Raw genomic sequence first — 12,165 nt, forward strand, 5'->3', positions numbered from 1 at the left:
CCTTGGCAACGGGTGCGGGGATTTCGATCGCGGTCTCGCGGAAGGCGCGCTCGAGCTCGTCCAGCGACACCTCGCCCGGGCGCAGCGGGCGCTCCAGGGTCTGGTCGATCAGCGAACCCGTGGTCATGTCCTTGGCCGGCGCAGCGGCGGCCGGCGCTTCCGGCACCAGCGGCGGGGCGTCAGCAACAGCAGTAGCGCTGCCAGCCGCCGGCATCGGCTGCGCCGAGCCTGACGCGATCGGCGAAGCCGACGCTGACATCGCCGCCATGCCCTGCTCGACCATCGCTTCCAGCTTGTCGATGAGATCGCGGTCGGTGCCCTCGGGCTCGGCTTCGGTCGCCTCGAGGCCGGCGAGGATCTCCTTGATGCGGTCGATCGAGGACAGGATCACCGTCACCGCCTGCCCCGTCACCGGCATGCCGTCACGGAACTTGCCCATCAGCGTCTCGCCGGCATGCGCCAGCGCTTCCAGTCGCGGCAAGCCGAGGAAGCCGCACGTCCCCTTGATGGTGTGGACCAGGCGGAAGATGTTATCCAGGATCTTGGCGTTGTTCGGCTCCTGCTCGAACTTCACCAGCTGATTGTCGACGGTGTCCAGGCTCTCGCTGGTCTCCGTCAAGAACTCCCGCAACAGATCATCCATGAAAACAGGCCTTCATACAGGGAGGGCGCGCACGAGGCGTGATGCGCCATTTCGGAATGAGGCCAGCTTCACCGCAAAGCGTTTAATAATGGTTGAGTATGTGGAAAAGAACGGAACCAACAAAGAGATAAGGCGCTCCGGACAAGCCGAAGCGCCTCGTAAAGATTCGATTAACGTCTTGAGAGCGATGCGCGCGTTTACGAAGCGGTAACGATGATGGCTGCGCCTTCCGGTGCCAGCGTCACGGTGAGCCCGCAGGCCTGCGCGAGCAGCCGCGTATAATAAGGCTGGATCGCGTGCGCATCCGCAGCGGGCCCGCGCTCGCCGCTCAGGAGCTCGGCGATGTTCTGCGGCAGGCGCGCGTTGTGTCCGGTCGCGGTGATGCGAAAGCTCATCGTCTCGCCCTCGCCGACCGGATCGATCGTCAGCGTACCGCCGCGCGGGATCGTGTGCTGGGCCACGACCAGCATGTTGAGCAGCAGCTTGACGCGATTCTTCGGCAGCAGCAGCCGCGGCAGATTCCACGTGATCGTGCACTTGCCGTCCTCGATGTGGCCGCGCGCCATGGTCTGGGCATCGCCGAGGTCGATCTGGGCGCCGGAGGAGCCGGCGGCGCCGAAGGCGAGACGGCAGAACTGGAGGCGGGCGGAGGCCGTCTTGGCGCTCTTGCGAATCAGGTCGAGCGCGAACTCGCGGTCCTCGGGCTTGGGATCGTCGTCGAGCACTTCGAGCCCGTTGACGATGGCGCCGACGGGGCTGATGAGATCGTGGCAGACCCGCGAGCACAGCAACGCGGCGAGTTCGAGCATATCGGGAGCAGTAGCGGTCGCGGGCGACGAGGCGTCAGACATATAATGGGGTCCTGGAGGGTTCCTGGAATTGCACGGCGCTGGACGCCGCGAATCACGCATGCTTGACGGATGCTGCGGGTTCTAACATTCGGAAGCCTGCAGCAGCTAGCTTGCGATCGGTTCGGGGCGGCCATAAAGCCAGGGCGAATCAGTCGAGCAGGAACGGAATTGCCGATGAATGAGGCATGCAGGTGAAGCGGATCATCGACGGCGCGGCCGCATCCGGCCTGATGGAGCCGCTCACCGCGCTGGTGGTGAAGGCGGGCGAAGCGATCCTCGCGGTCAACCGCGCGGCGATGCGGGTCGACGGCAAGCAGGACGGCTCGCCGGTGACCGAGGCCGACCTTGCCGCCGACCGCGTCATTGCGGACGGCCTGGCGCAGCTCGCGGGCGACATCCCGACGCTGTCGGAGGAACGGACCCAGCTCGCCGCTCCGCCGTTCCGCGACAGCTTCTTCCTGATCGATCCGCTCGACGGCACCAAGGAGTTCGTGGCCGGCCGTGACGAGTTCACCGTCAACCTCGCCCTCGTCACTCACGGGGTGCCGCTGCTCGGCATCGTGAGCGCACCCGCACTCGGGCTGCTCTGGCGCGGCATCGTCGGCCGCGGCGCCGAGCGCGTCAGATTTGACGGCGCTACCATCGGTGCCGCCGAGCCGGTCCATACCCGCAAGCTGCCGGCGCCGGGCGAGCCCTGGGTCGCGGCGGTGAGCCGCTCGCACGGCGATCCCAAAAGCGAAGCGTTCATCGACAACAGGCCCAATGCCGTCAGAAGGACGGTCGGCTCGGCCGTGAAATTCGGCCGGATCGCGGAAGGCAGCGCCGACATCTATCCCCGCTTCGGGCCCACTTCGGAGTGGGATGTCGGGGCCGGCTGCGCGGTCGTGACCGCGGCCGGCGGCAAGGTCACCGACGGTAAGGGCGGCGAGATCCTGTTCGGCCAGCGGCAGGACACCGGCTTCATTATCCCGGAGTTCATCGCCTGGGGCGACCCGCAGGCGGTAGACCGCTACTGACTGAGCTGCTCCTGAAGCGCCGGCCAGCGCTTGCCGACTTCGTAGAGGAAGCGCTCCGGATTGGCGGCGAAGGCGTCGCGATTGGCTTCCCGGCTGAACAGGTAAAGCCGCTGCGCCACGATCGCGAAGAAGCGGGGGTTGCCGGCGATGGTGACGCCGCGGGCGATGTCGGCAGGGTCATAGCCGCCGAACTGCGGCCCATAGATCTCGGGATGGGCCAGGAAGGAGGCCCGGTTGCCCTCGTTCCGGAAGCGCCAGACCGCACCCCAGAGGTTCGCTTCGAACTCAGCCGTCCCCTGCACGGCGCTGCCATCGACGAAATAGGCGACGGGATCGAAGCCCTCGATGGCGACGCCGCTGAAGCGGTTGACGACGATCCGTTCGGTGGTGGCAGCCTGGGCGGGCAACCATGCGCAGGCCATCCAAATGCCCGCCAGCAGGCAGACGAGGCGGCCGATCAAGGCAATTCCGGGGCGCAAAGGGCTATCTTCCTGCCGTTGTGCCGTCATAGTTGCTGCGGATAACATCCGAGTCGAGGGGACATCCGGCGCAACCTAGAGCCGTGCCTGTTGGCGTCAGGTTAAGGAAGCGATCGGATTCGATACCAGGGGTTCTTTTATGACTTTCGCATCACGCCTTGCTGCGCTCGCGCTCGCCGCGATGGTCGGCTGGATCGTGCCGGCCTCCGCCCAGCAGGCACCGCCGCCCAATCTGCCGCCGCCGCAGCGGACCCCGACGCCCACCACCTATGGGCCGGACGAGCTCGTGACCGCCGGCCACCGCTTCTTCGGCAACGTCTCGCGCGGGCTCGCCTCGATCATCGAGAAGGCGGTCAGCCAATGGGGCCTGCCGAACGGCTATATCCTGGGTGAGGAAGGCTCCGGCGCGTTCGTCGCCGGCCTGCGCTATGGCGAAGGCACGCTCTACACCAAGAACGCCGGCGACCTGCGCGTCTACTGGCAGGGCCCCTCGCTCGGCTTCGACTGGGGCGGCGACGGCGCGCGCACCATGACGCTGGTCTACAACCTGCCCGCCACCAACGCGATCTACCAGCGCTTCGCCGGCCTCGACGGCTCGGCCTATATCATCGGCGGCTTCGGCATGACGGCGCTCACCGCCAACAACATCGTGCTGGTGCCGATCCGGTCCGGACTCGGCCTGCGGCTGGGAGCCAATATCGGCTACCTGAAATACACGCCGCGCGCGACCTGGAACCCGTTCTAGGACTCCCTCCACCGGTCCAATTCCGGATTCACGTTAACAACAGGGCGGGGCTGGCTTTTTGCCGGCCCGCCATGCATTGTCGTTGGTAAATTTTTCCTTAGCTTTGGGAGTTCTGGCCCATGGTCGAACCGATCATGTACCTGGCGATCGGTTTCCTGCTCGCGATGCTGTGCGGGCTTGCCATCGTGCCGCTGGTGCATAACCGCGCGGTGCGCCTGACCACGCGCCGGCTCGAGGCCGCCACCCCGCTGTCGATGGCCGAGATCCAGGCCGACAAGGACCAGCTCCGCGCCGAATTCGCCATGTCGGCGCGCCGGCTCGAGATGAGCGTCGACCAGCTCAAGAACAAGACCACGAGCCAGCTCGCCGAGCTCGGCAAGAAGAGCGATGCCATCAACCGCATGAAGATCGAGCTCGGCGAGAAGAACGCCACGATCTTCGCGCTGGAGGCGCGCGAGAAGGCGGTGAAGGAGCAGCTCCGCGCCACCGAAGAGGAATTCAGCGCCAAGACCGAAGCATTGCGCGGCGCCGAGAATGCGCTGACCGACAAGCAGAACGAGCTGGCAAAGATCAACTCCGAACTGTCCAACCGCTCGATGATGGCGGAGAGCCGCCAGGTCGAGCTGGTCGCGGTGCGCGCGCAGATCGAGGAATTGAAGAACCGCGTCGGCGATGCCGAGAAGGAGTTTGCCGCAACGCAGGCGCGGCTTGCGCAGGAGCGAACCGAATCCGAGACCGCCTCGCGCGAGCTCGGCGATGCACGCGGACGCGTCGAGAATCTGAGCCAGCGCGTCAACGAGCTCGATCGCCAGCTCATCGTGCAGGTGAAGGAGGCCGAGATGCTCTCGGGCCGCGTCGCCGACCTCGAGGGACGCCTCGCCACACAAGGCAAGCTGCTCGCCGAGCGCGACTACGAGAACAACCAGCTCCGCCAGGCCAGCGAGGGCTCCGAGCGCACCATCAAGGAGCTCCGCGTCGAGATCGCCGCCTTGAGCGGCGGCAAATCGTCGGCCGCCGTGGAGCAGCTGCGCGCGGAAAAGGCCGCGCTGGAGGAGCAGCTCCGCACCGCGCGCGACGAGCGCGCCAAGCTCCAGCGCGACATCAACGCGATCCAGCAGCAGGCAGAAAGCTCCTGGGCGACCGAGCGCATGGAGAACGCGTTGCTGCGCGAGCGCATCAACGACATCGCCGCCGAGGTCGCAAAGCTGGCGATGCAGCTCGAAGGCCCGAACTCGCCGATCGAGGCGCTGCTTGCGGCCGAGGCCGGCCAGCCGCCGAAGCCGGCGCCGCGCCCGGCCAACGACGCCGCGGCCAACGGCGCGGCCGCAGGCACCCTGCCCGAGGGCGGCGGAACACTGGCCGAGCGCATCCGCGCGCTCCAGGCCCACGCCTCCCGCGCCCGCCAGCAGGGCGCCTAAGCGGGCCGAAACCCGGCTTCACCGCTGGATTGCGGGATCCACGGAAGGTTTTCGGGCCGGAGGACGCCTCGAAACTTGACACCCTCGGCCCGCACTTCTAAATCGCGGGCTCTGATACGCCGGCCGGCCGAAAGTCCGGCCGTCGGCATGATGGTCCCGGGCGCATAGCTCAGCGGGAGAGCGTTCCCTTCACACGGGAGAGGTCCAAGGTTCGATCCCTTGTGCGCCCACCATCCATCCTCCTGAACCCTGCCGGCTGCTGACGATCCTCGACGCTTGGCGGCTATCGTCACCCGCCCAAATCAAAAATGTCGAAAACAACCCCATGCACAGTAGCCGACCTCAGTCGGATCAATGGGTTACGCATTTTCCGAATCGACTTGCTCCGTCGGGCAAGACAGGGGCATGATGGCAGCATTCGAGGAGAGAGTTCCTGAGCCCGTCATTGCCATGACGGAGCAAGGGACGAGACCGCGCCGGTTCACGCGCACGCAAGCTTCAAGCGGCCCGAGCCGGCCGCAAGGCCGCGTAGAGGCCGACGAGGGTCCCGATGGCGACCAGCGCTGCCGCCAGCAGCAGCTGCAATTCGCCATCATCGGTGGCGCCTACCGACGATACAAGTCTGGTCACGACGACGAACAGAACGCCCACGGAGGCCGCTGCACCCACGCAAAGATGGACGATCTCTCGCGTCAGGTTACGGCCGAGCAGTCCGAGTGCCGTGAAATACATCGCGCACGCGTTGGGGTGAACGAACAAGGCAACGCGCGCGTAGGGACCGTAGGCGTCGAGCAGGGACTCACACCGGCCCAGTGCCGCTTTTGAGGCAACCCGCTGCAACAGCGGTCTGAAAAAACGAGCCTGTCCGTAACTCAGGACGGCACCCACGATGATGGCCAGCCACGCCACGATAAAGACGGAGACATCCGCAGGCTTCGGATTGAGCGCCACGGACATCAGGATGAGGGCGGTCCCGGGAAAATAGCCAAAATACGGGAAGACCGACTCCAGCAGCACGCAGACGAACATGAAGACCGGAAACCACGGTGACCCGGTCGCATCCTGGACAATGGCGTTCAAGTCGAAGAGATCGGTCTTGTACAGGACGAGGTACATGCACATGGCTAGTCCAGCCAGCGCGTAGAACGGCAACGCTCCCGACAGAAACCGTCTCATCCAACCATCGGGCTTTGTTGCGCGGGCACAGCACAGACCATCGATATCAGCACGATCCGATCGACAGAATCTCGATCTCCTGCGCGCCCGCTCCCACGACGTCTCCCACCGCCTTCCCGATCAGCGACCTCGCGACCGGCGAGACGAACGAGATCGAGCCGGCCTTCGGGTCGGCTTCGTCCTCGCCGACGATGCGATAGGTCTGCACGCGGCCGTCAGGGCGGCTGAAGGTCACCGTGCTGCCGAAGGCGACGGTGTCGGTCGAGGCCGGGGTGGGAATGACCTGCGCGGTGCGCAGCCGTTCCGTCAGATAGCGCGCGTCGCGCAGGGGGACCGCGGACTGCCGGCGCTTCTCGTTGACGTCGTCGATGGCTTGCGCGGCCTCATAGGCCTCACGCGCCTCTTGAAGCTGCGTCTGCAAGGCCTGCAAGCCCGCTTCGGTCACGAAGTTCGGATGAGGCGAGATCGGCCGATCCGGCAACAGCGTCTCGGACGCGGTTTCGGCGCTTTCTTCCTTGGTAAAGGCGACGCTCAATTCGTAAATCCTGTCGTACTGTTTTGGCTAACGGCGGTGCGTTCGCGCCGCAATCCCCGGGGATCGCGCGTCCGCACCTCACGGGCGATTGCCCGGACTATATCTCAAGCTGGACGAAACGGCGCAGCTTGAAGACGAGGTCCGGCATGGCCTGGCGGAACCGCGTCGCGTTCTGGAACGTGGTCGAGAACGGCGCGAAGGTGATCATCGCGTTCCAATGCCGGTATCCGTAGACCGTGACCGAGACGCCGGACGCGGGAAAGTCGTCCAGCTTGCGCAGCTCGCCGAGCACGAGATCGGCAATCGCTTCCGCGGGCAGCAATCGCTTGCCATCCGGTGTCGTGGCGATTTTTGCGGGCGGTTCGGCCGGCTTGGCGCCCGCAGGCTCGGCATTGGACGCATTGTCGGGCTTGGCCGGTGCCGCTTCGGGGATGGACGCCTCGACCGGCTCAAATCCATTCGTCGGCGCTGTCGGTGGACCCTCGGTGAGCGGCGGCGGTGCGACGACGTCTGCGCGCTTGTTGCCTCCCAGGATGCTGCTGATCATGGCCACAAGGCCAGCATCCTTCACGTCGTCACTCATTACGTCCCCCGGCTTTGGCCTACTCTAGCACTGCTCCGGCAGATCGCCACAACGTATGTATGGTCCGCCTCCCGCTGGCCAGGGCGCCTCCGTGTTGCACCGGCGGCGCGCGCGTCCAATTGCGCCGCGCTGCCGTGCGATCCGTCACTGCTTCTCGAACGGAATATATTGCTGGTACTGCCTGGGCACCGAGCTGCGATAGCGCGCGGGCACCGTGCCGGTGTCGACCGAATGATCGATCTCCTGCTGCCGCGTCATCCTCTTCTTCGCCGGCTTCTTCGATGCGCTCTTCTTGGAGTCGGACGGCTGGCCTGACGTGTCGGTGGTCGCGCTCGGCGTTGTCGTCGTCGCGGCCGGAGCGGCGGTCGTCGCCGCAGGCGCCGCGGTCCCGCCGGCGGCCGGAGCGCTCTGCGCCAGCGCGAGCGGTGTTTGCATGAGAAGCGCCAGCGCTGCTGTCGCAGCCAGCAAATATGACCTTTGCATCAGAACCTCCAAAATAACTGACCCGAATGAGGCAAAGCGTAGGCCTCCGGGAGCAACGTGGGCACGTCCGCCGACGGTAGGCCGAAACCCGGCCGCGAACTGTGGCCGAGATCACATTACTCGCCGCGGCTTGCCTCATCATAGACGCACGTCGAACGCAGCGCCCACTGCGGACACCAAGACAAGCACGACAAAGTGTCGGGCAAGTCCCGGAACACGCGGTTCGAGCTGGTGTTCCACATCCAACCGTTCCCAAAGGGAGACTGAAATGCGTCGCACCATCCTCACTCTCGCATCGTTCGTGGCCTTGATTGCCGCGACATTCCCGGCGGCCCAGGCCCACGCCGCCAACGACAGATATTGCCTGCAAGGCCGCATCTGGGGCTATCCCGGCAACTGCCAGTTCGCGACCTATCAGCAGTGCCAAGCCACCGCCTCCGGCACGTCGGCCTATTGCGGCGTCAACCCGCGCTACGCGTTCTCGCAGCAGCGCTATTACTGACGAATTTGCGGCGTGCGCGCATGACGCGCGCGCGCCGCCACAATTTTACGAGAAGACGGTCCACTGCGCCGATGGCCCGGCGAACCGACGCTGCGCCAAGCCGCTTGCACCCGTCGATGACGAGAATGTTATCCGTCATCGCTTTGGGAAAAATTTGCAAAGCCCTGCCGCAGCTTGTCCGCAACGCTCCCTCCCCCCAAAAATCGTCGATGCCTGACAATTGTGATCTATCTCGCTTTCGGCGGGCGTGGTCTAGCCTAGCCTGCATATTCCAGCGCGAACAACTTCAGCTCGATTTGTTTCCATCGTGATTTTCCAGGGAGGTCATTCATGAGCAGCCGCCACAGCATTACTCCGCGCGGCCTGAACGCAACGCGTTCGTCGCTTTCGCAAGGCCGCTTCGGCCGCATGTTCCGCAAGCTCGCCCCGGCGAAATTCGGCCACAACGACGCCGACAATGTCGCGAACCTTTCGGCGCTGGCCGACAAGATGGTCGCCGATTTCGATGGGCCGAAGGACGGACCGGACGCGGAGGAGAGCGGCATTCCCGCGCTCTACACCTATTTCGGCCAGTTCATCGACCACGACATCACGTTCGATCCCGTCAGTTCGCTGACCAAGCAGCAGGATCCCGACGGGCTCGTCGACTTCCGCACGCCGGCGCTCGATCTGGACAATCTCTACGGCCGCGGTCCGAACGACCAGCCCTACATGTACGACGGCATCAAGTTCCGCCTCGGCGAGAAGCTGACCGGCGCGGGCGTGCCCGATGCCAGCGACCTGCCGCGCTTCAAGGGCCGCGCCCTGATCGGCGATCCCCGCAACGACGAGAACAGCATCGTCTCGCAGTTCCAGGCGCTGATGCTGCGCTTTCACAACCGCATGGTCGACGACAATGACAGCCTGTCGTTCGAAGAGGTGCAGCAGCGCGTCCGCTTCCACTATCAGTACGTCGTGCTGAACGACTTCCTGCCGCGCATCGTCAAGGCCGACGTGCTGGATGAGCTGAAGACCGCGGGCCAATACGACCGCAGCAAGCTCGCCCACTATCACTGGAAGACCTATCCGTTCATGCCGGTCGAGTTCTCGGTTGCGGCCTACCGTCTCGGCCACTCCATGATCCGCCCCGGCTATCGGCTGAACGATGCGGGCAATATGCTGTTGCAGATCTTCCCCGACCCCCACAATCCCGACACGAACGCGCTGACCGGCTTCCGCGCCATGGGCCCGGGCCGCGCCATGGACTGGGGCCGCTTCATCGATCTGGACACGCGCCCCTATGGCGTCGAGGACGACGACACCAATCCCGACAACAAGAAGCGACTTCAGTTCGCCTATCGCATCGATGCCTCGCTGGTGGATCCGCTGCGCAAATTGCCGCCGGAAGTCGCGTCCAATCCGTCGTCGCTGGCGCTGCGCAATCTCGAACGCAGCTGGCGGCTCGGCCTGCCCTCGGGCCAGGCGGTCGCCAGGGCGATGAATTTGACGCCGCTGACGGACGATCAGATCATCATCGGCAAGGCCGTGGACGAGCCCGGCGCAGGCGATCCACAAACCGGGATCGCAACCATCGCGAACGGCGTGTTCGCCGACAACTGTCCGCTCTGGACCTACATCCTGGCCGAGGCGCGGCAGTCCCCAGCCGACGTCCCGATCCCCGTCACGGGCGGCCCCGGCACCGTCAAGACGCCACAGCTCGGTCCCGTCGGCGGCCGCATCGTCGCCGAGGTCTTCCTGGGCATGATGTTCGGCGACAATTCCTCCGTGCTGTCGCAGGACCCGCAATGGACGCCGGTGACCGGCTCCGGCTTCGCGCTGAAGGACCTCGTGGCCTACGCACTCGGCCAGGGCGATCCGCTGCACTGAGCTTGCCACGGACGATGACGCGAGGGCCGCCCGCATCACGCGAGCGGCCTTTTGTCATCGCACGCGACGGGGAGAAGCGACCGGATTCCTAACGCGCATCGAGTGAGCTGAAGATCAGTCAGCTCTCGGGCGTGTCCTCATAAACTCGTCACGTCCGGTTTGCGCTCAGAAGGCGACATCGAGACCGACACGCCACCAGTTCCGCCTTGGGCCAATTCCGGACTTATGCACCGCAGCGAGCTACGCTTTGTTTGATCACCTCGTCGGCAGTGGAAACCACCTTTCTTGGGCGGCACTTGGATGCCGAACCACGGGTACGATTGTTTCTTGCGGATCGTCAGCGAATGGCACAGGTTTTCGCCAAGAAAGGAGCTCGCGCATGACCATGAACAGCACCGGTATCCCCGAAGGTTTCGAACCGCACTTCCGTAAGAGCCCTTTCACCGATCCTTGGGAACCGCTCTATTCGAAGCAGACGGACAAAGCCGTGATCATCGGATTACGGCTGGCCAAGCCGCACACCAATGCACGTGGCAACGTTCATGGCGGGCTGATCTCCGCGCTAGCTGACAACGCGATGGGCTATAGCTGCGCGCAGGCGATTGGCTGGGCATCGTCGCTGGCGACGATCACTCTTGTGGTCGACTTCACCGGCATCGCGCAGATCGGGCAATGGCTCACCGTGGACAGTGAGGTGATCAAAACCGGCAGAACGATCTGCTTCGCGCAAAGTCTAATCAAGGCCGACGACAGTGTAATCGCTCGGGCGAACGCCACGTTTCGCGCAGTGCCGAAGCATGAGGGTGACACTCATCCCCGTTAGCCGTTAATGCTCGCACCACACAACCGGCCTGAAAGAGCTTTCAGATCGATCTAGGTCCGCAACGGGTCAAAAGCAGCGGTGGACGCCAAGTAAGATCGGCGTCCGGTTTGCCCCCGACATCCGACATGACACGCGCTCAATCGACCTTCGGCTAAGGGCCAATAGCGGACTATCGAGTACGCCATTGTTCGCACAACTGGCAGTTCGCCGAACCGACTAAAGTGACGCTTCTTCGCTGTGGAATTCGAGCCTAATTCCGTTGACCTTGCGCTTGCGCAAAATCGAGGCCAATCGATCGGAAACGAACCAGCAGTCGGTATAGCGATGCTCGACCCAGCATGCCCGTCCGTCAATAACAGAGGCGTTTAGCGTACACTGCCAAGGCCCGACACGGCGGCTGTAAGCCCAATTGTCGGTGTTGGCCTGTCCGACCACGTTGAAATGGCTGCGCTCAGCGACGATCGAATCGATCCGTCCAACTACATTGAAAATAAAGTGCTGTTGCTCGGCCCGAACGTTACCGTCCTTGTCTTCGACTGTAACCGGAAAGAACTGGTGCCGCCCGGGGTCAAGCTCTTCAACAGCGTCCTTTACGCGTAAGCTGACCAAGTCGCCTCCTCGACGCATCCGCATCCAGTCGCTCATGGTCTTAGCTTTGGCCAGCCTGACGCGCCGTGGCATTACCTCGGAGGGAATTGGCACCCCGCAATTCCAGCATACTCGCTTCAGCGATCCCGGCTGTACGAAATTATGCTCGAAATAGGCTTCCAGAACCTCGGCGTCTTCGGCGGAATATCCGATCACCGACTTGCCAAACATACCCCATATGATCCACGCCATTTTCTGCTTTGCCTCGTGAGGTTGCGACGAGCCAATTTTTAGATGAAGGCAGACGAGAATGCCGTCCGGCGAAATGGTCAGTAGGTGCCATTTTGCGTCGCGGCCGACTGACGGCTTTGTATGCCCGCGGTGGCATCGGCCGGCAATCTACCGACTGCCAGCAAACGTGGCGAGCCTCCAGTGCTTTTGGTATGGTCTCGTGTGT

General features: G+C 64.2%; 14 protein-coding genes and 1 tRNA gene. 7 read left to right on the plus strand and 8 right to left on the minus strand.

The genetic code is table 11. The features are described 5' to 3' along the window. Positions 1-643: Hpt domain-containing protein (locus tag WN73_RS12885; RefSeq protein WP_271553106.1), on the minus strand; the 643-nt coding region annotated here is incomplete at its 3' end. A 197-nt stretch (positions 644-840) separates the two neighbouring features. Continuing rightward, on the minus strand, positions 841-1,494 hold the full coding sequence (chpT, locus tag WN73_RS12890) for a histidine phosphotransferase ChpT (protein ID WP_038967810.1): 654 nt from the start codon (positions 1,492-1,494) through the stop codon (positions 841-843). Between the two features lie 185 nt (positions 1,495-1,679). Here chpT and cysQ point away from each other — a divergent pair, with 185 nt between their 5' ends. Beyond that, entirely contained in the window at positions 1,680-2,510 is an 831-nt protein-coding gene (cysQ, locus tag WN73_RS12895) for a 3'(2'),5'-bisphosphate nucleotidase CysQ (protein WP_271553107.1), read from the plus strand. On the opposite strand, the gene WN73_RS12900 is transcribed toward cysQ, so the two are convergent. Beyond that, positions 2,504-2,989 carry a YHS domain-containing (seleno)protein gene (locus WN73_RS12900; protein WP_028176025.1) on the minus strand — a complete coding sequence of 162 codons (486 nt, stop codon included), beginning with the start codon at positions 2,987-2,989 and terminating at the stop codon, positions 2,504-2,506. The genes cysQ and WN73_RS12900 overlap by 7 nt on opposite strands. 139 nt (positions 2,990-3,128) lie before the next feature. On the opposite strand from WN73_RS12900, the gene WN73_RS12905 reads away from it, so the two are divergent. From WN73_RS12905 to WN73_RS12915, 3 genes are all read left to right on the plus strand, one after another. Further along, on the plus strand, positions 3,129-3,734 hold the full coding sequence (locus WN73_RS12905) for a DUF1134 domain-containing protein (protein ID WP_028176026.1): 606 nt from the start codon (positions 3,129-3,131) through the stop codon (positions 3,732-3,734). Between the two features lie 119 nt (positions 3,735-3,853). Beyond that, positions 3,854-5,152, plus strand: coding sequence for a hypothetical protein (locus WN73_RS12910; protein ID WP_028176027.1), 1,299 nt, complete (start codon positions 3,854-3,856; stop codon positions 5,150-5,152). A gap of 158 nt (positions 5,153-5,310) precedes the next feature. Beyond that, positions 5,311-5,385: transfer RNA gene (locus tag WN73_RS12915), tRNA-Val, on the plus strand. A gap of 265 nt (positions 5,386-5,650) precedes the next feature. Here WN73_RS12915 and WN73_RS12920 read toward each other — a convergent pair. The 4 genes from WN73_RS12920 to WN73_RS12935 all read right to left on the minus strand — a co-directional run bounded on the left by WN73_RS12920 (position 5,651) and on the right by WN73_RS12935 (position 7,929). Then, entirely contained in the window at positions 5,651-6,328 is a 678-nt protein-coding gene (locus WN73_RS12920) for a hypothetical protein (RefSeq protein WP_271553110.1), read from the minus strand. A 46-nt stretch (positions 6,329-6,374) separates the two neighbouring features. After that, positions 6,375-6,863 (minus strand): transcription elongation factor GreA, encoded by a 489-nt coding sequence (gene greA / locus WN73_RS12925; RefSeq protein ID WP_271553111.1) that lies wholly within the window; start codon positions 6,861-6,863, stop codon positions 6,375-6,377. A 97-nt stretch (positions 6,864-6,960) separates the two neighbouring features. Continuing rightward, a complete protein-coding gene (locus tag WN73_RS12930; RefSeq protein WP_011089960.1) occupies positions 6,961-7,446 on the minus strand; it encodes a hypothetical protein in 486 nt (161 codons plus the stop codon). A 144-nt stretch (positions 7,447-7,590) separates the two neighbouring features. Further along, complete coding sequence (locus WN73_RS12935) at positions 7,591-7,929, minus strand: hypothetical protein (protein ID WP_028172963.1); 339 nt, start codon at positions 7,927-7,929, stop codon at positions 7,591-7,593. Positions 7,930-8,197: 268 nt separating this feature from the next. Here WN73_RS12935 and WN73_RS12940 point away from each other — a divergent pair, with 268 nt between their 5' ends. The 3 genes from WN73_RS12940 (at position 8,198) to WN73_RS12950 (ending at position 11,120) form a co-directional block, all read left to right on the plus strand. Continuing rightward, a complete protein-coding gene (locus WN73_RS12940) occupies positions 8,198-8,431 on the plus strand; it encodes a DUF3551 domain-containing protein (protein WP_060910666.1) in 234 nt (77 codons plus the stop codon). 330 nt (positions 8,432-8,761) lie between these two features. Next, a complete protein-coding gene (locus WN73_RS12945; RefSeq protein WP_271553113.1) occupies positions 8,762-10,297 on the plus strand; it encodes a peroxidase family protein in 1,536 nt (511 codons plus the stop codon). Between the two features lie 385 nt (positions 10,298-10,682). Next, on the plus strand, positions 10,683-11,120 hold the full coding sequence (locus WN73_RS12950) for a PaaI family thioesterase (protein WP_060912627.1): 438 nt from the start codon (positions 10,683-10,685) through the stop codon (positions 11,118-11,120). Between the two features lie 216 nt (positions 11,121-11,336). Here WN73_RS12950 and WN73_RS12955 read toward each other — a convergent pair whose 3' ends face one another. Continuing rightward, positions 11,337-11,960: an imm11 family protein gene (locus WN73_RS12955; protein ID WP_271553115.1), complete on the minus strand. Its 624-nt coding sequence runs from the start codon at positions 11,958-11,960 to the stop codon at positions 11,337-11,339. Positions 11,961-12,165: the final 205 nt, after the last annotated feature.

It is taken from the genome of Bradyrhizobium sp. CCBAU 45394 (genome assembly GCF_028128655.1).
GTDB lineage: Bacteria > Pseudomonadota > Alphaproteobacteria > Rhizobiales > Xanthobacteraceae > Bradyrhizobium > Bradyrhizobium diazoefficiens.

Coding starts and splice junctions, on each gene's coding strand:
- chpT (WP_038967810.1), bottom strand. CDS start 1,494: ATGTCTGACGCCTCGTCGCCCGCGACCGCTACTGCTCCCGATATGCTC.
- cysQ (WP_271553107.1), top strand. CDS start 1,680: ATGCAGGTGAAGCGGATCATCGACGGCGCGGCCGCATCCGGCCTGATG.
- WN73_RS12905 (WP_028176026.1), top strand. CDS start 3,129: ATGACTTTCGCATCACGCCTTGCTGCGCTCGCGCTCGCCGCGATGGTC.
- WN73_RS12910 (WP_028176027.1), top strand. CDS start 3,854: ATGGTCGAACCGATCATGTACCTGGCGATCGGTTTCCTGCTCGCGATG.
- WN73_RS12920 (WP_271553110.1), bottom strand. CDS start 6,328: ATGAGACGGTTTCTGTCGGGAGCGTTGCCGTTCTACGCGCTGGCTGGA.
- WN73_RS12930 (WP_011089960.1), bottom strand. CDS start 7,446: ATGAGTGACGACGTGAAGGATGCTGGCCTTGTGGCCATGATCAGCAGC.
- WN73_RS12935 (WP_028172963.1), bottom strand. CDS start 7,929: ATGCAAAGGTCATATTTGCTGGCTGCGACAGCAGCGCTGGCGCTTCTC.
- WN73_RS12940 (WP_060910666.1), top strand. CDS start 8,198: ATGCGTCGCACCATCCTCACTCTCGCATCGTTCGTGGCCTTGATTGCC.
- WN73_RS12945 (WP_271553113.1), top strand. CDS start 8,762: ATGAGCAGCCGCCACAGCATTACTCCGCGCGGCCTGAACGCAACGCGT.
- WN73_RS12950 (WP_060912627.1), top strand. CDS start 10,683: ATGAACAGCACCGGTATCCCCGAAGGTTTCGAACCGCACTTCCGTAAG.
- WN73_RS12955 (WP_271553115.1), bottom strand. CDS start 11,960: ATGGCGTGGATCATATGGGGTATGTTTGGCAAGTCGGTGATCGGATAT.